This window comes from Streptomyces sp. Root1310 (genome assembly GCF_001426425.1).
Taxonomy (GTDB): Bacteria; Actinomycetota; Actinomycetes; order Streptomycetales; family Streptomycetaceae; genus Streptomyces.
The window spans coordinates 22,820-41,731 of record NZ_LMEQ01000015.1; the positions used below are offsets into that span (position 1 = coordinate 22,820).

Sequence of the window (18,912 nt, forward strand, 5' to 3'; positions counted from 1 at the left end):
AAGCAGCCGGGGCGCGATCACCAGCTGATTGCCGCTGACCGGCGGTGTACGCCGATACTTCGGCATGAGCCGATTCGCACAGGTCATCGTGTTGGCTCCGTACGCGGACGAGGTGATGAAACCACTGACACAGCCGGATGACTCGCGCAGCTGGGAGGGCCAGTTCGAGCAGCTGGACCTGTTTGCCGGTGCATGGGTGATCGAGTTCGAGCGGGTGCGTCCGCGCTCAGGTCTGCTCCGGCACCTGGAATTCCTGGCGTGGCCGTATCCGGAGAGCGTGCAGGTGCTGATCCATGACGAGGACGACGACTGCTTCGGACTGTGGATGATGTGCGACGGTGTACTGGCCGAACAGCCCATGCCCGGCCACCGGCGCCTGCACGGCCCAGTGCTGACCACCGGTGAGTACCCGCCGTACCCGCCGGACCCAGGCGTGCTGAGGCGGACGGAAACGCCCGTGCCCACCGGCTACTCCGCTGACCGCCAGGACAAACGCCCCGCCTGGTAGACCCAGCCGGTCACCGGCCGGGGACCGCCTTGCTCACGGCTGGGGCAAGGTTGCCCGATCACCGGACGGTTCCGGCGGGCGGCGCATCTGAGTAGCGGTGCTCATGTGCAGCGCCTGCCACTTCAGCATGCTGGGCGGCATGCGATTAACGGGATGTCACCAGCAGGCGGAATGGTGGTGGGTATGAGGCCCGGGGGTGAGCCGTCGACCGGCGAGCAAGTCGGGGTCAGCGTGGCATTTCTCGTCATCGACCTGATGGCCATCGCCTATTTGGTGTTCATCCGATACGGGATGGCTGGCTGGGCTGACGCCTACGACAGCGGCAATCCGCCCGATGCACCCAGGGAGGCGTTGCGGGGAATGTGGCTCCTCGTCGGCGGCGCAGTCGTGACAGGCGGTGGTCTCGTTGTCGTGGGATGGCGTATTCCAGGCGTTGTGCAGCTGATTGTCCTGGGAGCCGGAACAGGGCTGCTCGCCTTCGCCGCCCGTGGATAGCGAGTCCGCCAAGCAATAGGGGTCGTCGATCAGGCGGATGGTCAGGAGATCGCGCGCTACGACCTCGCGGCGGATGCCGGCGCCAGCACTACGCGAGCGTCCTCGGCGAGATCTATCGGCATGGCGCGACGTGGGACTGCCGGGCCATCGGCCAGGGCTGGACCAACGCACAGACGATCCGAAAGGAGCGGCTACGCGCTGTTGCCATTGGCTATTCCAACGGCTGCCCACCAGGCGATCACTCGGATGGCCATCGCTTCCGGTCGCGCGCCAAGAGGATCGAGACTGAAGTGCTCCTCCACCTCCTGCCACAGAAACTTGCCGATCTCCGTCTCGTTGGCACCGCCACGGAGCCCCTGGAGCATGGGCCCCCGGCGGCGGTCCGAACGCCCACGTCCGTCTGCCCCGTCAGCCGGGAACGCCGCTTCCAGGCGACCCCCATATCAGGTGCGGCAGGCCGAGGGCGGTGATCACCAATCCGAAGTGCCGTTGGAGCGTCCCTTCTTCTGGAGGCCCCATGCCGTTGAAGCGGCCGCTGTCCTGACTGACGACTCCTTCAACACGCTGACTTGCCAAGAACAGGAAGCCGACCGGGTAAAGGTCGCCGTCGGCCCAGCCGTCGATCCCGGCGACGAACAGGCCCTGGTAGGCGATGAACCCGTGGTCGGCCGGGCCGTCGGAGCAGGGCGTGAGGGCGTCGAGGTCAAGGATGTCTCGGCCAACTACCGGTCCACGTCGAGGACCGCACCGGCTACCAGCGCACCGCCTTCAAGCACTGGGTCGACGCCGACCGGGACGACTGCCACCCCCGCGCAGAAGTCCTCAAGGCCGAAGCCGTCGTCGCCCCCGAGCAGGGCACCCGCTGCGCGCTGAGCGGGGGCAAGTGGTACTCGCCCTACGACGACCGCTACATCCACGGACCGTCCGGCCTGGACATCGACCACCTGGTCCCGCTCGCCGAGGCCTGGGACTCCGGCGCCGCGGCCTGGAGCGCAGCAGAGCGGGAGGCATACGCCAACGACCTCGGCGACGGCCGCGCCCTGATCGCGGTCTCGGCCGCCTCCAACCGTTCCAAGGCCGACCAGGCCCCCTCCACCTGGCTGCCACCGCCGCCGGGTACCGCTGCCAGTACGCCACCGACTGGATCGCCGACAAGACCCGCTGGGGCCTAGCATCGACACCGCCGAGTCCGCCGCACTCACCGACCTGCTCGACACCTGTCCCAACACTCCGATCACGGTCACGCCAGCCCGCTGAGCACCGCGTCAAAGACGTAGTTGCCGGAACCTGGCCATACCGCGAGGTCCGGACCGCACGCACAGGGCCCCTGCCGGGACAGTCCGTGCGCTCCGGGCCGGCGGCCGTCGCAACGCGACCTGCCCTGCGCCGGCACCCCCGCCGCCCTACCACCTCCGTGCTCCGTGCTCCGTGCTCCGTGGCCGATGTCGACGTCGGTGCCGCGATCCGGAAGAGCTGCGCGGGCTGGCGGCACTTCAGAGGCTCGGCAAAGAGGTCGCTGCCGTGAGGAGGGGGGGTGCCGCGCCCGGGGTGAGCCCGTCTGTAGGCGGTGGAGCGCCGTGATCGTTATCAGGCCGAATCCGGGACGGCGACCCGCCGCTGAAGTGATCGGGGGAAACGTTGCAGCGCCCGGGCGATGAGGTCCGGGGCGGGTGGCTGGAAGCCGATCACTCATCGGTATGAATGCGGAATTACCCACCTGTACATGGACAGGCTGCCGTTGGCTGCCAGAGGGGCAGCCGGCAGAACTCTGACCGGGCGCGTGGGGAGGGCGCACCGTGGAGCGTCCGGCGAGGCCTGGATGGAGTCCGCCGGGGCGGGTGTCCGAGTTCTGCGTGGCCGTCGCCGGCGAAGCGGTCGCTCCACGAGTAGTTCTCCGACTACCCGGAGACTCTCAACAGCTCTCCGTACGGCGGTCGGATGGAATCAACTGACGGCTGTCTGTGGCAGGCGGTCGGTGAACGGTGAAGGAATGACGATGAGCACTGCCCACACAGAGGCACCGGAAGGTGAGCGCTCCACCGCGTCGATCAGCACGGTCGCGGGGACCGGAGTCCAGGGATTCGCTGGGGACAACGAGCGTGCTACGGCGGCCCAGTTGAACCGGCCCTACAGTCTCGCGATGGACAGCACCGGCACCCTCTACTTCTCCGACCGTGACAACCACCGGATCCGGAAGATCACGACTGACGGGAAGATCAGCACGGTCGCGGGGACCGGAGCCGCGGGATTCAAGGGGGACGGCGGCCCTGCCGTCTCCGCCCAGCTGAAGACCCCGCGTGGGGTGGCGGTGGACATCGCGGGCGACCTCTACTTCGCCGATAGTGAGAACCACCGGATCCGGAAGGTCGCGGCTGACGGGAGGATCAGCACGGTTGCGGGCACCGGCACTGCGGGTTTCCGTGGTGACGGCGGCCCCGCCACCGCAGCTCAGTTGAACCTTCCATACTCGGTGGCGGTGGACAGCGCCGGCGTCCTCTACGTCGCCGACGGAGGCAATCACCGGGTCCGCAGGATCGCGGCCGACGGGAAGATCAGTACGGTCGCGGGGACCGGAGCCGCGGGCTTCGGGGGAGACGGTGGTCCCGCGGTGTCAGCCTTGCTGAAGTGGCCGATCGGGGTGGCGGTGGACGGCGCGGGCGCGCTCTACGTCGTAGACAGCCAGAACCACCGGGTCCGGAGGGTTACGGCCGACGGGAAGATCAGCACGGTCGTCGGCACGGGCACCTCGGGTTTCGGAGGTGACGGCGGACCTGCGGCCTCCGCGAAGCTGGCGGCCCCCGTAGGGGCGGTGGTGGACAGCACCGGCGTCCTCTACATCGCTGACTACGGCAACCACCGGGTCCGGAAGATCACGGCTGACGGGACGATCAGCACGGTTGCCGGCACGGGTACCGCAGGTTTCGGCGGTGACGGAGGCCCTGGCACGTCGGCCCAGCTGAACAACCCGATCGGGTTCGCGGTGGACTGCGTCGACACCCTCTACATCGCCGACTACCACAACCACAGGATCCGGAAGATCGCGTCGGAGAAGATGGCCGGGCTGCCCGAGTCGGGCACGGTCGTCTCCTGGGCCAATGTCCGCAGCAGGCTGCGGATGGGGGTCCACCGGGAGTCCCTCAAGGACGGGGCCGAGATCCACCAGGTACTCACCGCCCCCAGGGACCATCAGCGGTGGCGACTGGTCGTGGCGGGCCAGGAGGACGGCGATGTCCTGTACCGGATCGAGAACGTGCGCAGCGGCAAGGTGCTCGAGGTCGCCGATGCGCAGGAGGCGGCCGGGGCGGTGGTGGCGCAGCGCGCGTCCGGGGGCAGCGACGCACGCCATCAGCAGTGGCGGCTGATCCCGGTGGGCTCCGCGAACGGCACACCGGCGGTGTACGAGATCGCGAACCGCAACAGCGGTCTGCTCCTGCGCGTCGACACCAACGCCCGTGCAGCGATCAGGCAGGACGGGGCGGAGAGCGACCACCAGGCCCGGCAGTGGCAGCTGCTGCCTGTATGACGCCTGAGGGGGCAGGGGCGGTCTCGCCCCTGCCCCCTCGCCGCTCTCGGCGACCCCTACTGAGAACTGGGCGGCTTTTCAGCGGTTGCCTTGGGCGCCTTGGGAGCTTCCGGTGCCGTGGGGGCTTGCGGGGTCTTGGGAGGCTTGGTGTAGTCGCTCTTCTTCGGCCTGCTCTGCAGGTCTTCGTCCTTCTGGAGGCCGCTGTGTTCGGTCACCGTCGCGCTTGCCTGCTGCATGCCGGCGGAGGCGGCCTGGGTGACCGAGCCGGGATCCTGGGCGTATTGGGCCTGTGCGCCTGCGGAGGCTTGGGTGGTCTGGATGAAGGAGCCGAGGAAGCCCAGGACGGCCCGGGCTTCGGGACAGGTTTCCTGCACGATCTTCGCGCGGGAGGAGGCGCCGTGGATCGCGTTGTTGAACAGGCTGGGGTTGGTGTCGTCGTACGTGTCGTCGTCGGAGTCCTCGAAGTCGATGCCCTCGCCCGGTTGGGGCTTGGTGCTGTCGGTGGTCACGGAGAAGAGCCCCGCGCCCCTGCCCGCGGAGTTGAAGATGTTGTCGAACACCATGGTCGTCACCTCTGGTCGTCGTCGTGGCGGCAGCGCCGCGCGGTCAGGGCAGCTTGTGCAGCGTCTGCTCGCTGACGGCCAGGGACTCGCCGTCGAGCATCGTGTGGTGGACCTCCAGCGCGGAGACGACCTCGGCCAACCCCTTCATGCGGAAGCCCCCGGGTGCCAGGTCGATGTCGGCGATGTCGCGGGCGACCACCTTCTCCAGGCCGGGATAGTCGCCGGACTGCGGGGGAGACAGGACCTTCACCGGCACGTCGTACTGCACGGCGATCAGCCCGGAGAAGGTCACCGGGATCTCGTAGGAGTACTGCTTGCGGGTGCGCCGCTGCGAGACGATGGTCTGCACACGGGAGTTCGGCGGGACCTTGCCGGAGATCTGCGACTTCGAGGCCCAGCTGGTGTTCAGCGAGCCCCCGACGGTGGCCGCGATGCCCAGGGCCAGCTGGGCGTTGAGCGAGGCGTTGCCGGTGGCGCTGCCGCTCGTCGTAAATCCCACCGAGTTGGTCATCCCCATCGAGGCGGAGTTCGTCGCGGAGGTGCTCGCGGATGTCTCGGTGGTGTTGGCGTTGTCGACGCCGACGCTGTCCTTGCTGTTCTTGTTGGTCACCGTGTTCGCGTTCTTGTTCGCCATCCCGTTCTGGCACGACGCCGCGAGCTGCGACTGCAGGTCCAGCCGGAGCTGGTTTTGCAGCTGCAGCTGAAGGGATGCGCCGACGCTGCCGCCGAAGGTGAGCTTGGCGTCCCCGTGCAGCGACCACGTCACCCCGTTCGACACGGTGAAGTCGACCGAGTCGGTGAAGGTCATCTCCGCATCGCTGCGGTTGACGTAGTCGCGTGAGGAGAAGGTGTCGGGCGGGGGCTGGGCGATGTCGCCGCGCACCTCGATCAGCGGCTCCCCGAGGTTCATGTAGGCGAGCCAGCCCAGGTCGAACGCGGTTCCGGGGAAGGAGCCGAACCTCGTCTTGTTCATGGAGAACCCGACGGGTTTGTGCTGAACACCGTAGTCGTCGACGTAGACGAGATTGGGGTGATCCAGGATCGACTGCCAGTTCTGCTCGATGTTGAGTTCCCGCACGTTCTTCTTCGTCAGCGGCTGCCGCCTGGCCGGTACCAGGCTGTAGGCGTTGGAAGGCATCTACCCGTCCTCGACTAAATTTCGTCCGAACCGTGCCCGGTGAAAGTTGAACAGAAATCTGCACACGTTCCAGCAAGCGAAAATATCGCCCCTGCAGGCGCCCTGAAAGAGGAACCGGAGTGTCGCACTCCATCGAGTGATCGGTTTTCGGCAGTTACTTCCGAAACGCCGATGGAGTGACCTTTCTTCTCCTGCGTCACTCGATCGATGACTTTTACAGGGATCTGCCAATGGGTACCGTGACCTTGGATGTTGCCGTGAACGATGCCATTGATTCAGCCGCCTGCTGTTTTCCAGGCGCCTCCCGGTGAAAGTGATCGGAACCCTTTCCGTATCGCGCGACAGGTCGCTTCATTAAGGGTTCGGGGCAGGGTTCGATGCATTGTTCTCCCCTATTCAGAAACAGGTGAGGTTTCCGCTATGTACACCCAAGAACGCACGACGATGTCGAATCTGGTGGTCGGCGGCCCGGTGGCGGTGAACAGCTACGACAACGCGATCGTGGCCGCGCTGGTCGAAAACCGGCCGGTCATGCTCGTGCACGCCTTCAACGGCGGCTACCTGCGCCCCGCCGAACTGAGGGAGGAGAGCCACGACAAGGGGGTCCAGCTGTCCACCGCACTCGACCCGGCGACCAAGGAGGCACAGGGTCACCTCTGGTACATCACCCCGGCCGGCTTCTTCGGGCAGCGGCCCCTGTACTTCCTCGAAAGCGCCGCCGGCCAGGTATCGCCCGAACCTACCGGCACGGGCGTAGCCGACGGCGGGCGCGGCGACGACGGCACGCCCAAGCCGAAGCGCCGGCGCATGAGCGTGCACCAGGACGCTCCCAGGACGACGGCCGACACCGTCCAGGTCGGTCTGCCCGACAAGGTCGCAGACAAGTGGCGGGGGAAGAACGGTGCGCCCGAGGACACCCAGCTCTGGGTCGTCACGGTGACGCCGTGGGGCGGGATCACTTTCGTGCCCATCACGCACCCCGACGCCATCCTCGGGTTCAAGGACTACGCGGTGACGCCCAATGGCGAGGTGCGGCTCACCTACAACTGGGGCGGGGACTTCACCGGCACGGTCATCAACACCTTCTACCCGCGGCTGCCCAGTGAGTGGAACGTCCCCTACCACCACGTCTTCACGTGACCGGCGGCCGACGTGCCGCATCCGTCCCGAACCAACGCCCCTACCGCCTGGAAGAGGCCGCACGATGCCCGTGTCCACGGAAGAACTGAAGCTGCAGATCGTCAACGCCGCCACCGGCAAAGCCCTGGGAGCCCCGGCCCAGCCGGGCGCGGACGGGGCGCTCGTCGTGCGCGACTTCCCCGACGGCGGACCGAGCCCCCACCACTGGCAGCTCCTGCCCGCGCAGGACGACCACGCGTACGTCATCCGCAACGCAGACAGCGGCCAGGTCCTCGACGACCCCGCCACCGCCGACCGCGCCGTCCGCCAGACCGCAGCCGCCGCCGGCAGGCAGCGCCAGCAGTGGCACCTCGTCCCCGTCGACGGCGAAGCAGGCTGCTATTTCATCGAGGCCACGACCGACAGTGCTGTTCTCGACCTCGCCGACGCCGGCGAGGTCGAGACCCGCGTCGTGCTGCTCGAGTACGACGACACTGCACCGAGCCAGCGCTGGCACCTCGTCCCGGCCGAGCCCGAACGCATCAGCGACCCCGTACTGCGCTGGACATTGCTGGACCACTGGAACGGCCGCCGCTCCTGGCGACTGGCCGACTCCGCCGCGCTGCGCCCGGCTCCCGGAGCCACGCCCTCCTTCAGCGACATGCTGCTGGTCCTCGAGCAGTTCGGCAGCGACCAGGACGCCGGCGGGTGGAAGAGCACCGGAGCCGGCCGCCGCCCCAGCGGGCAACCGGTCTGGTGGGCCGGCCTGGGTGAGCGCTTCCTCGCCGACACCACGGGAGCAGGCCGAGCGGACATCGTCGGGCTCAAACCCGCGAAGGGAGCTGTGACCTCGTCCAGCCAAGGCGACGGCACCTTCGACGACAGCGAGCGCGTCCTGCACCCGCCCGCGTCCTCTTCGAGTCCCAAGGACCTGTGGACCCTCGTGGACACCACGGGCGACGGCCGGCCCGACGTGGTCGTGCTCGGCGCCGACGGCGTCCGGGTGACCCGCCAGGACGAGGACGGGACGTTCACGCCGGCGAGCGGCGAACCGGCSCTGAARGCSTTCGGCCACGGGCAGGAGGCGGGCGGGTGGCTTGCCGACAAGCATCCCCGCTTCCTCGCCGACACCACCGGCGACGGCAGGCTCGACATGGTCGGCTTCCACGACGACGGCGTCTGGATCTCCCTCCARGACGAAGAAGGACACTTCGCCGAACCCCTCTACGTCCTGGACCACTTCGGCGTCGAGCAGGGATGGAGCTCGGCCGAGGAACACCCCCGGTTCCTGCTCGGGACCACCAATGGCGAGGCAGCAGACATCGTCGGCTTCGGCCCGCAGGGCGTCGTCGTCGCACGCGGACGCGGAGACGGCACGTTCGAGCCCGCGAAACTCGTACTCAACGACTTCGGGACCGCCCAGGGATGGACGAGCGGCAAGCACCTCAGGTTCCTCGCCGACGTCACCGGCGACGCCAAGCCGGACATCGTCGGCTTCGGCAACGAGGGGGTCTGGGTGTCGCACAACGACGGCGACGGCCAGTTCGAGCAGGCCCAGCTGGTATGCCGCGGCTTCGGCTACCACGAAGACGTCGGCGCCTGGCGGGTCGACCGCCACCCCCGCTTCCTCGCCGACATCACCGGCGACGGCCGCGTCGACATCATCGGCTTCGGCGGCCCGGGAGTGTACGTCGCCCGCAACCTCCACCGCCGCTTCCGCACCCGATAACCCGGCACACCCACACCGCTACACCAGACAGCGACGGTTCCACAGTGGTGTCCCAAGTACGTGCCGCAGGAGGGAGGGACGGCTTGCCCGGCGCTTGCCGGACCTGTCGTCGAGGTGGGCGCGCCGGGCGGCTGCCGGTGGGTGGGCGTGGTCATCGCGATGGCTCCTTCGCTTCGGGCCGCTTTGGTGGGCGGTGATCGAGGAAGCAGCCTGCTGCCAGCCCCCTGTTCGCGGTCTGACGGCCGCTGGCAGCGGCACTACCGGGTGCTTGCCGACCTGGTCGACGCCGACGGCGTTCTGTCGGCCATCGAACCGGGGGTGCTGTTCGAGGGCGATGACATCGGGCGGTGGCTGGAGCGGCAGAAGAACCCGGGTACCTGGGTGCAGCTGTCGACCGAACAGCAGCAGCGGCTGTCAAAGCTGGGCGTACAGCCCGACCAGGCCCCGTCTCCCGCCCCGGCAGCCGCTCGTGCGACGAAGGGCCCCGGACAAGGCGCAGCAGGCGTTCCAGCGGGGCCTGACCGCCCTCACCCAGTGGGTGGAGCGGGAAGGCGTGGACCGGCCCGTACCGAGGGGTCACGGCGAACAGATCGAGGTCGGCGGCGAGGCGGAGCCGGTGACGGTCAAGCTGGGCGTGTGGATTTCGAACACGAAATCCAGGAGGGACCGGCTGGACGCCGACCAGCTCGCCGCCCTCGCGAAGCTGGGCATGGCCTGGGCGAAGCCGGTGACGATCCCCCAGGCCACCCCGGACAGCCTCTGACCGCTTCCAGCGCCGCGCCCGAACCCCGGGCCCCAACAGACCGGGTCTCGCGCTGTCAGGGCAGGACCGTGCAACACGCTCGCCCACACCCCGCGCGCGTGGGATTTCAGCAGGTCAGGGCCGCAACGCGCACTGTGTTGCACCTGGCGTTGCAGCTTCTCGGACCGCGGCGTGGCCTGGTGTCCCTCGCCAGTCCCGCGGAGGACATCGTGTGCCGCCCCCGCTCGGCTGGTCTTCCACGAAGTCCGCTCCCCCGGGGTTTCCGGAGCTGCAGAATCGGGGCGTCGATCGGCCCCGGGCATCAGTAAGGATCATGGTTCGGCCAGCGCAAGGGCGCTGACGCGGGTTTCGTACTCCCGGCGGGCCTTGGCGCTGGGCCGGGACTGCCGGGATGTCCTGGGCGCCATCGGGCGGTTGGCAGCGGGCGAGGAGTCGGCGGTGGACGGCCGCGGTGCGCGGCGCTCGTCACCGGTGCCGAGGCGGACTTGCGGGACTTCCACAGCCTTGCCGGAACCTGGGCCGAACAACACCTGCCGACACGCGCCGCCGCCGTCACGGCCGCCTTGGCCCGGGCGCTGGACCTAGAGCTCACACAGTGACCAGCTTCCTGTCCCACCGGGCGCGTGTGCACGACGCCCAGCTCCCCTTGCACCGGCGGCACAGCGCGCTGCGCACATGTCTCACCGTTTTTGCTCCTTACGGCCTGCGGGCGACATACCACCACCTCACGCTCAGCGCCGCGATCCCCCGACGGCTGGAGGCGGACCCGGACGCGCTGGCGCGGGCGGTGGAGGAATTGCACGAGGCGCGGGCGCTGTGGCTCGTGCGGGCAGAGGAGTACGCCGTGCAGCGGCGGGCGGAGAAGCAGGGCGGGCGGCGGGCTGTACCGAACCCTCGGCCGTGGTGGCTGCGGAGCTGGTGGGAGGGCCCGGAGCGTGCATGGTTCGAAGATCCGTTTCGCCACCCGTCGCTGCGACTGTCCGAGTACGTCCGGCGGCAGAACGCGCTTCTGGACGGCGCCGATCTGCCCGGCTGCACGGCTTGCGGGGACGAGGGACCGCGAGTGCTGAGCTCGACCGGGCATGGCTGGGTCGAGCTGTGCCGTGGGTGCGCGTGGGTGCTGGCCCCATGTCCGTGCGGCCAGCGGCACCGGTTCGTACCGGAGACCCCATTCAGCTGGAACGGGATCTGGCAGCGGGCGCACATGAGCGATGACGGCATGCCGAACCCACACTGGCCTGCGGGATAGCCACTCGGATGCGGCTCGGCGAACGTGGGCTGGCCCCTGCTCGGTCTCGATCTTCGACACGGAGAAGGTCTCCTAGGATGCGCAGAAGCTGGACGAGGCCGCGGAGGAACTCGCCTCGACGACCGTGGCGTGACCGCCATCGACCCGCCAGACTGATCGTTCCTTGCGAGAGGGCGCCTGCCGTGCGTGGCCAGGCGCCCTCCCGCCTTCAAGGAGTGTGTGTGCCCGTCACCGTAACCTTCCGTTGCCTGCAACCTTGGGCAATGCCTCCGCACGAGTACCAGGTCGACCGGTCTGCCGCTCAAGCGTCCGGCAAGGGTGTACCGCGCGACGCTTCGTGCCCGGATCCCGCCGCGGCGGCGGGTGCGCGCCGCCGGGTCTATGCGGCCCAGGTGTGCTCCAGCACGGAGCGGAAGGTGGCGGGCTCCCGGCCGATCAGCTCGGCCAGGGTCGGGTCGACGGCGGTGAACTCGCCGTTGCGTGCCGCCGCGAAGATGCTCAGCATCAGGTCGGCGATCGGGGCGGGGGCGCCGTGCGCCAGGGCCTGTTCGCGGAAGGCGTCGTCGAGGAGGACGGTGCGGGTGAAGGGCCGCCCAGTGGCCTTGGCCGCTGTCTCGGCGATGGCGTCGAAGTCCAGCGCCGCCGGGCCGGTGAGCGGCGGGGTGGGCCCCTCGAAGCGGCCCTCGTCGGTGAGGATCGCCGCGGTGGCCTCGGCGAGATCGTCGTGGCCGGTCCAGGCGACGGGGCCGTCGGCGGGCAAGGCGATGTCGCCGGTGCGGCGGGCAACCTCCAGGAACTGCAGGGCGCTGGCGGCGTAGAAGCCGTTGCGCAACGCGGTCCAGGGCAGGCCGGTGGCGCGCAGCAGGTCCTCGGTCCGTGCGTGGTCACGGCATGCCTGGAAGCGGGAGTCATGGGCGGCGCCCATCTGGCTGGTGTACAGGATGCGGCCGGCTCCGGCCTTCACGGCCGCGTCGATCGCGGCACGGTGGCCGGTGACGCACTCCTCGCCCGTGCGGTCGAGGGAGACGAGCAGCAGCTGTTCGGCGCCCTCGAAGGCGTGGAGGAGCGAGGCGGGGTCGTCGAAGCTGCCGCGCCGGACGCGGACGCCGCGCTCGGCGAGGTCCCGGGCCTTGCGCGGGTCGCGGACACTGACGCCGACGCGGTCGGCGGGGAGACGCTCCAGGAGGCGGTCGACGGTGCGGCGGCCGAGCTTTCCGGTGGCTCCGGTCACGATGATCATGAGGATCTCCCAGCAATGGTTCCAGTGGAATCAGTTGCACGATAACACTGGAACTAACGGTGGAAGCAAACCCCGGATATCATCGATACATGCCGATCCGCGACACCCCCGACAGCCCCCGCCAGCGCATCATCGAGGCGGCCGTCGAGCTGCTGGAGAACGGCGGCCCCGACGCGCTGAGCACCCGCGCGGTGGCCGCCGCGGCCGGGATGCAGCCACCGGCCATCTACCGCCACTTCGGCGACAAGGAAGGACTGCTGCAGGCAGTCGCCGAGCACGGCTACGCGCAGTTCCTGGAGAGCAAGCACGCGCAGCTCGACCTCACGCCCTGCCACTTCGGCGACAAGGAAGGACTGCTGCAGGCAGTCGCCGAGCACGGCTACGCGCAGTTCCTGGAGAGCAAGCACGCGCAGCTCGACCTCACGCCCGAGGAYCCGGTGGAAGAGCTGCGCCGCGGCTGGGACATGGTGGTGGAGTTCGGAGTCTCGCGCCCCGAACTGTTCGCCCTGATGAACCGGGCCACCRGCGCGGGGACGGACGCGGCACACCGCGCGGGCCTGGAGATCCTCCGCGGCCGGGTGCGCCGRCTGGCGGCCTCGGGATGGCTGCGCGTCGACGAGGACCTGGCCGCCCAGATCATCCAGGCCACCGGCCAGGGCGGGGTCACCACATGGCACGCCACCCCCGCGGAACGCCGCAACCCGGCGCTGCTGACCATCCTTCGCGAGTCCATGGTCGCCGCCGTCACCCGCGCCGAACCGACGGTCCCCGCCGCGGAGTCCGGCCCCGCGCCGGCCGCCCGCGCGCTGCGCGCCGCCCTTCCCGACGACGCCGACGTGCTGAGCGAGGCCGAACAGCGACTGCTGCGCGAGTGGCTNGTCCGGCCCCGCGCCGGCCGCCCGCGCGCTGCGCGCCGCCCTTCCCGACGACGCCGACGTGCTGAGCGAGGCCGAACAGCGACTGCTGCGCGAGTGGCTSACCCGCCTGGCGGCGGACTACGGCCCGCCGCAGGCCTGAACCTCCGCGCCACCACCGGAGCGACRCGCGACAGCGGCATGACATCCAATTTCGGGGACTGCCACGAAGGCAAGAAATCGCAGCACTCGGAATGRAAGAGGCGCGCAAGGGCTAAACAATGGGATAAGTTTGTAGTTAARCCAGATTCCGGTCGTGCGTGAAGGTGCGGCCATGGCATCTGAAAGACCGTGGCGGCCGGGCACCGCGGCAGGCGGGGCGAACTGCGGTGCAGGCTCCGGGGGTCTGCCAGCTACAGAACGCTTGGCATGAATGACGCGGCGCGCCGTCCTGGAGAGGGCGGCGCGCCGCAGGGGGATTGTCACCACTCCCCCGCGGAAAGTCGGCCGGGTCAGCGATGGCCGTCGCGGCGTTGGCCCCAGGACTGGTCGTCGACGAAGCGGCCGTGGTCGTTGCGCAGGGTGGCGGTGTCGTGGTCGTTGTTCCACACATACGCGCGGCGGTCCTGGTAGAGGTCGGTGCGGGTGTCGCGGCCCTTACCGGTGTGGATCCGGACCGTCGCACGGCCCGCCAGACGGTAGTGGTCGAAGGTGTACGTGTGACCGGACTCGTCCCTCAGGGTCCAGCCGTCCAGGTTGACCGTGTTGCGGGTGGTGTTGGTCAGCTCCACCCACTCCTTATTCAGGGAGCGGTTGGAGCGGTCGTCGCGGCCCGGGGAGTTGTACTGCACGTCCGAGATCTCCACCTGCGGGCGGTGCGGACGGGCGTGGTCGGCCGCTGTGGCCGGCAGCGCCGCCACGGTGGATCGCGCCGATCTCGGCCCGGATGTCGTGGGATTCATGACGCACATGTGCGTACTGGCCACCACCAGGAGCGCGTTCAGGCGGGGCAACCGCCCCATCGTGGTCGCCGATGCCTGAGCGACCCGCCCCCTGCGATCGGCGGACACGGACCTGACCGCCGTCCAGATCCACCACGGAGCACTCGCCATGATCGGCGACCTCTACGGCGTGGTCGTGGCCTCCGGAATGTCCCTGGCCTGAACGGACCGCCAGCCTGCGACGTAGTGCGGTCCGGGGCGGCCGAGCCGGTCGTCGAGTGCGGCACCGACGTCGGGGCAGTTCTTCCGGATGGTGTCGAGGAAGGAGCGCAGCACCGGGGAGTGATCGCGGGCCGCGAAGGACAGGACGAGATCGGGCAGGGGCGTGCACGGGGTCACTTCACAAAACCGCACTCCCGGACGCGGGACCGCCCTCATGCGGGATGGCCCCAGGCCTACGCCCACGCCTGAGGCGGCGAGGCCGATGATCGTGTGCACGTCCCTCGCGACGGTCGCGCCGCCGAGAGCCGCTGAGTCCGTGCCCAGCAGGGTGCGCAGTCCGGCGACTACAGCGGGCTCGTCCTCGCCGGCCGACACGATCAGCGGCTGTCGCCGCAGCTGATCGGCACTCACCGACTGTTGCCCCGCATAGGGGTGCACCGTACTTACCACAGCGATCACGTGGTCGCGTCCGATCGGGACGGACACGAGATGCTCGGCTCCGGCACCCCGTGGCGGGCCGAGGCCGATCGCCACGTCCAGTGCGCCGGCGATGAGTGCGGCCGTGCTGCGGCTGGTTGCCATCTCGTGGAGTTCCAGTCTCACGTCGGGCCGTTCACGGCCGAACCGGCCAAGGACCTCCGGCAGGGGGTCGAGCAGTGCCGAGGCGATGAAGCCGAGGCGCAGACGTCCCGTCTCGCCGCGCGCGGCCCGGCCCGCGTCGACCGTGGCCGCCGCGATCTCGTCGAGCGCCCGGCGCGCCCGTGCGAGGAACGCCTCGCCAGCGGCGGTCGGGAACACCCCTTGACGTGTGCGGTCGAACAGCCGGGCCCCGACCTCGCGCTCCAGGTCGGCGATCTGCTTGGACAGCGGCGGCTGCGCGATACCCAGCGCGCCGGCCGCCCGGCCGAAGTGTTCGTGTTCGGCAAGTGCAACCGCGTACCGCAGGTGTCGCGCTTCCATGACCCGCCCTCGATCCCATCAGGTACTGGCTATACCTGAAAGATATAGCCATGCCACTTACCAGATCTATAAATGGATGACGATGTGGCTCCTGTCTGGAATGGAGCCATGAAGAACGCATCTCTGACCGACACCGTGTTCGTTTTCGTACACGGCGCCTGGCACAGCTCCGGACAGTGGGCGGCGACGCAGCGCACGCTGGCCGGACTGGGCGCTGCAAGCGTGGCCGTCGACATGCCGGGGCACGGCTTCGACGCCCCCCTGCCCACCGGATACCTGCTGCCCGGCCAGCCGGGCATGCTGACCGAGAAATCACAGCTCGCCGCCCTCACGATGGACGACTGCGCCGAGGCAGTACTGGGTGTCCTCCATGGGGTGCGTCACTATCGCACTGTCGTGCTCGTCGCGCACAGCGCGGGCGGCGGTCCCGCGTCCCTGGCCGCGGAGCGTGCGCCCGAGTTGGTGGACCGGATCGTCTACCTGTCCGCATTCGTCCCGGGCGGGCGGCCGCGGTTCTTCGACTATCTCGGCTCACCCGAGAACGCCACCGCGCTGGGCCAGAACCTGAACCTCGGCGACCCCGAGGCCTTGGGCGCCGTACGGATCAATCCGCTCTCACCGGATCCCGCCTACCTGGACGAACTGCGGGAAACCCAGTACCACGACACTCCCCTGGACCGCTTTGATCGGTGGCGGTCTGCGCTGAGCCCTGATCTGCCGCTGGCGATCCCTGCGGCTCCGGTCGCCCTGACCGCGGCACGGTGGGGGCGCATTCCACGAACTTTTCTGCGCTGCGCCGAGGACCGGGCGCTGGCACCGGCCGCGCAGGACCTGATGATCGCGGAAGCCGACCGGGCCTTCCCCGACAATCCGTTCACTGTGCATACCCTGCCCGGCAGCCACAGCCCGTTCGCCGCCCGGCCGGGCGAGCTCGCCGCGGTCCTCACCTCGTGATCTGGCATGGCCCCATGAAGGGTTCCCCGCCCCGGAATGGGGGACGGCTCGAGGCCGGTGGCGGCGGGAGGCTCGTACTGCCGGTCGTGCTGAGCGCGACATTCGTGCAGCTGCTCAACGTCACTGTCGCGCAGATCGCCGCCCCGGCGATCCGGGCCGACCTGGGGGCCGGCTCAGGTGCCGTGCAGCTGATCCTGGCCGGGTACACCCTGACCTACGCCTGCTTGCTCATTACGGCCGCGCGCCTCGGCGACCGGTACGGCTACCACCGGCTTTTCGTGCTGGGCACCGTCGTCTTCATGTCCGGTTCAGTAGCCGCCGCGTGTGCTCCCGATGCCACGTTCCTCATCGCCGCCCGGCTGGTCCAGGGCGCGGGCAGCGGCTTGGTCGCCCCACAGGTTCTGTCGATCATCCAGGTCGCCGTCCCTGCTGCCCGGCGCCCGCGGGCTCTCGGCCTGTTCGGTGCCACGATGGGAGTGGCATCGCTGGCCGGGCCGCTGATCGGCGGACTCCTCGTCGGCACCGACCTCTTCGGTCTCGGCTGGCGCTCGGTGTTCCTGGTCACGGTGCCGGTGGCACTCGTCTCGCTCGCGGGCGCGACCGTACTGCCTCGCACGCGAGGCGCGGCCGGACAGCGGGTGGACGGGGTGGGCGTGTTGCTGACCACCGTGGGCTTCGGTGCGCTGGTGCTGCCGCTCGCGCTGGGAGGGGAAGTCGGCTGGCCCCGGTGGACATGGGCCACGCTGGCCGTGTCCGTGGCCGTTCTCGGCTGCTTCGCCCTGACCCTCCCGCACCGGCCGGATCCTCTGGTGCATCCGTCGCTGTTCCGCGACCGGAGGGCGCGTCCGGGGGTGCTGCTGGTGTTCGTTTTCAACGCCGGGGTGCCGTCCTTCACGTATCTGCTGCTCCTGCATCTGCAGTCGGCCATCGGGTATCCCGCCCTCACGGCCGCGCTGACGTCGGCTCCCTTCGCGGCCGCGGCCGTGGTGGGCAGCCGTGGCGCACCCGCGCTGGCCCGCCGACACGGGTCAGCCTTGCTCACGGTCTCGGCGTTGGTATTGGCGGGGACGGCCCTGGCCCTCGCGCCGCTCATCGGCACCACGGCCGGACGCTGGGCGGCGTTGCCGGTCCTGGCTCTCGGCGGCGCCGCGTTCGGCTCGTTCACCGCCTCGGTGTTCGCGCTGGTGCTTGCGAGGGTGGATGGCTCCGCGGCCAGTTCCGTGTCCGGGCTGTTGCCCACGGCGCAGCAGCTGGGCGGGTCGATCGGGGTGGCTGCGGCGGGGCTCGTCTACTTCGCACCCGCCGCCGGCCCGGGCACCGCGTTTCGGCACGCCATGATCTACGAGGCCGCCGTCTTCGCCGTCACCGCGCTGATCAGCCTTCAGATGCGCGATCGGAACCGACCAGCCACGCCACGGGCAGATGCGGCGCGTGCTGCGGGTACGTTCGGAACACCTGGATCGTGAGCCTCACCTGCCCCGCCGTCAGCGAACCTCATCCCGAAACACCCTCTGAGAGGTCGTTTTCACCTGTCTCGTCGGCAAATAGTCTGCTTCTTGCTGTGCAGGGGTGCGGTGTGGAAGAGGCACCCCGCTGCGGTTGGGGCGTGAGGGTCGGGTGATGTGTCGTGTGGGGTGGGATATGGCTAGTGACTGATTCATCCCAGGATGCCGGGCCTTCGAAGCCCTGCGTGCTTCTGTCGGCGTTGCTGTGCGCCTGGGCGCACTCGGTCCGCGGCGATACATCACGAGCATGCCGAAGCGTTGCCCATGTCCGAGACCTGGCCGCAGGTGGAAGGACCGTGGCGGCGCTCGATGCCCTCGAACAGGTCGCCTGTGAGTCAAAGTCGATGTTGCGCCCTGATCGCCTGCCCTCGCACGTCGGGCCTCACCGTTCCCCACGACCTCTCCGCACGTCGCCGCCAGCAGGCGGACGAGCTGACCACCGACCCCACCGGACCTGGGCAACAGCCCTCGCAACGCAGCCCCCGCCGACCACCGAAGCCACATCACCGCCCGCCGCCAAGCGGATGCTCGCCGACGGTGTCAGCTGGTCTGGGAAGCTACCGGCTCCTGACCGTCGTTGCTGGGTGCCGTCCCGGATACGCGCCCACTGGGGCGACATGCTCCGCGTGGCAGGCTCCCTGACCCTGGGCGAGGTCCGCGGCCACGACCTGATCCGCATGCTCTCCCGGGACGGGAAACCGACCGCACCCGGCGACGCATTCGCCCACTACGGGCGAATCTTCAAGACCCTGCACCCGCTCCAGTTCGTTTCCGACGAGGGATACCGGCGGATGATCGGCGCCCAGCTCAACGTCACCGAGGCCCGTCACCGCCTCGCCCGGAAAATCTTCTTCGGACGGCGCGGCGAACTACGCCAGCACTACCGCGAGGGCATGGAAGACCAACTCGGCGCCCTCGGCCTGGCCCTGAACTCGGCAGTGCTCTTCAACAGCCTCTACATCGACGCCTCCCTCAAACAGCTCGCCGCCGATGACTTCCCCGTCACCGACAAACTCCTCGCCCGTCTCTCCCCGCTCCAGTACGACCACATCAACTTCCTCGGCCGTTACGCCTTCACCCGGCCTGCCGCGCCGGGGCTGCGACAGTTACGCGGCCCACACACGGATGGAGATGATGACGACTAGCGGG

General features: G+C 69.3%; 14 protein-coding genes and 4 pseudogenes. 13 read left to right on the plus strand and 5 right to left on the minus strand.

From position 1 onward, the window contains the following. The first annotated feature begins 28 nt into the window (after positions 1-28). From ASD48_RS23590 to ASD48_RS23605, 4 genes and pseudogenes are all read left to right on the plus strand, one after another. Entirely contained in the window at positions 29-508 is a 480-nt protein-coding gene (locus ASD48_RS23590) for a hypothetical protein (RefSeq protein WP_242432705.1), read from the plus strand. Positions 509-739: 231 nt separating this feature from the next. After that, positions 740-1,003, plus strand: coding sequence for a hypothetical protein (locus tag ASD48_RS23595; protein ID WP_242432706.1), 264 nt, complete (start codon positions 740-742; stop codon positions 1,001-1,003). Positions 1,004-1,740: 737 nt separating this feature from the next. After that, a pseudogene (locus ASD48_RS42290) lies at positions 1,741-2,260 on the plus strand (HNH endonuclease family protein); the annotation flags it as partial. A gap of 739 nt (positions 2,261-2,999) precedes the next feature. Then, a complete protein-coding gene (locus ASD48_RS23605) occupies positions 3,000-4,526 on the plus strand; it encodes an RICIN domain-containing protein (RefSeq protein ID WP_057603685.1) in 1,527 nt (508 codons plus the stop codon). 56 nt (positions 4,527-4,582) lie between these two features. On the opposite strand, the gene ASD48_RS23610 is transcribed toward ASD48_RS23605, so the two are convergent. Together ASD48_RS23610 and ASD48_RS23615 are read right to left on the minus strand one after the other, a co-directional pair. Continuing rightward, positions 4,583-5,089 carry a hypothetical protein gene (locus tag ASD48_RS23610; protein WP_057603686.1) on the minus strand — a complete coding sequence of 169 codons (507 nt, stop codon included), beginning with the start codon at positions 5,087-5,089 and terminating at the stop codon, positions 4,583-4,585. Between the two features lie 43 nt (positions 5,090-5,132). Beyond that, positions 5,133-6,227 carry a hypothetical protein gene (locus ASD48_RS23615; RefSeq protein WP_057603691.1) on the minus strand — a complete coding sequence of 365 codons (1,095 nt, stop codon included), beginning with the start codon at positions 6,225-6,227 and terminating at the stop codon, positions 5,133-5,135. A 420-nt stretch (positions 6,228-6,647) separates the two neighbouring features. Between ASD48_RS23615 and ASD48_RS23620 the strand changes: the two genes are divergently transcribed. The 4 genes and pseudogenes from ASD48_RS23620 to ASD48_RS23635 all read left to right on the plus strand — a co-directional run bounded on the left by ASD48_RS23620 (position 6,648) and on the right by ASD48_RS23635 (position 11,087). Next, positions 6,648-7,367, plus strand: coding sequence for a hypothetical protein (locus ASD48_RS23620; RefSeq protein WP_057603694.1), 720 nt, complete (start codon positions 6,648-6,650; stop codon positions 7,365-7,367). Between the two features lie 64 nt (positions 7,368-7,431). Then, complete coding sequence (locus ASD48_RS23625) at positions 7,432-9,075, plus strand: FG-GAP-like repeat-containing protein (RefSeq protein ID WP_057603695.1); 1,644 nt, start codon at positions 7,432-7,434, stop codon at positions 9,073-9,075. 246 nt (positions 9,076-9,321) lie between these two features. Continuing rightward, positions 9,322-9,838, plus strand: a pseudogene (locus ASD48_RS42295) (helicase associated domain-containing protein); the annotation flags it as partial. A 595-nt stretch (positions 9,839-10,433) separates the two neighbouring features. Next, positions 10,434-11,087 (plus strand): hypothetical protein, encoded by a 654-nt coding sequence (locus tag ASD48_RS23635; RefSeq protein WP_057603698.1) that lies wholly within the window; start codon positions 10,434-10,436, stop codon positions 11,085-11,087. A gap of 379 nt (positions 11,088-11,466) precedes the next feature. Here ASD48_RS23635 and ASD48_RS23640 read toward each other — a convergent pair whose 3' ends face one another. Further along, positions 11,467-12,327 (minus strand): SDR family oxidoreductase, encoded by an 861-nt coding sequence (locus ASD48_RS23640; RefSeq protein WP_057603700.1) that lies wholly within the window; start codon positions 12,325-12,327, stop codon positions 11,467-11,469. Between the two features lie 89 nt (positions 12,328-12,416). Between ASD48_RS23640 and ASD48_RS43535 the strand changes: the two are divergent. Further along, a pseudogene (locus tag ASD48_RS43535) lies at positions 12,417-12,647 on the plus strand (helix-turn-helix domain-containing protein); the annotation flags it as partial. Between the two features lie 1,046 nt (positions 12,648-13,693). Here ASD48_RS43535 and ASD48_RS23650 read toward each other — a convergent pair. Then, complete coding sequence (locus tag ASD48_RS23650; RefSeq protein WP_057603728.1) at positions 13,694-14,143, minus strand: lamin tail domain-containing protein; 450 nt, start codon at positions 14,141-14,143, stop codon at positions 13,694-13,696. Between ASD48_RS23650 and ASD48_RS42300 the strand changes: the two are divergent. Beyond that, positions 14,130-14,345, plus strand: a pseudogene (locus ASD48_RS42300) (isochorismatase family protein); the annotation flags it as partial. The gene ASD48_RS23650 and the pseudogene ASD48_RS42300 overlap by 14 nt on opposite strands. Here ASD48_RS42300 and ASD48_RS23655 read toward each other — a convergent pair. Beyond that, complete coding sequence (locus tag ASD48_RS23655) at positions 14,306-15,304, minus strand: LysR family transcriptional regulator (RefSeq protein WP_057603701.1); 999 nt, start codon at positions 15,302-15,304, stop codon at positions 14,306-14,308. The pseudogene ASD48_RS42300 and the gene ASD48_RS23655 overlap by 40 nt on opposite strands. Before the next feature lie 108 nt (positions 15,305-15,412). Between ASD48_RS23655 and ASD48_RS23660 the strand changes: the two genes are divergently transcribed. The 3 genes from ASD48_RS23660 (at position 15,413) to ASD48_RS44360 (ending at position 18,908) form a co-directional block, all read left to right on the plus strand. Beyond that, positions 15,413-16,258, plus strand: coding sequence for an alpha/beta fold hydrolase (locus ASD48_RS23660; RefSeq protein WP_057603703.1), 846 nt, complete (start codon positions 15,413-15,415; stop codon positions 16,256-16,258). An 86-nt stretch (positions 16,259-16,344) separates the two neighbouring features. Beyond that, positions 16,345-17,724, plus strand: coding sequence for an MFS transporter (locus ASD48_RS23665; protein ID WP_242432707.1), 1,380 nt, complete (start codon positions 16,345-16,347; stop codon positions 17,722-17,724). A 563-nt stretch (positions 17,725-18,287) separates the two neighbouring features. Beyond that, positions 18,288-18,908: a Tn3 family transposase gene (locus tag ASD48_RS44360; protein WP_282438259.1), complete on the plus strand. Its 621-nt coding sequence runs from the start codon at positions 18,288-18,290 to the stop codon at positions 18,906-18,908. Positions 18,909-18,912 lie beyond the last annotated feature (4 nt).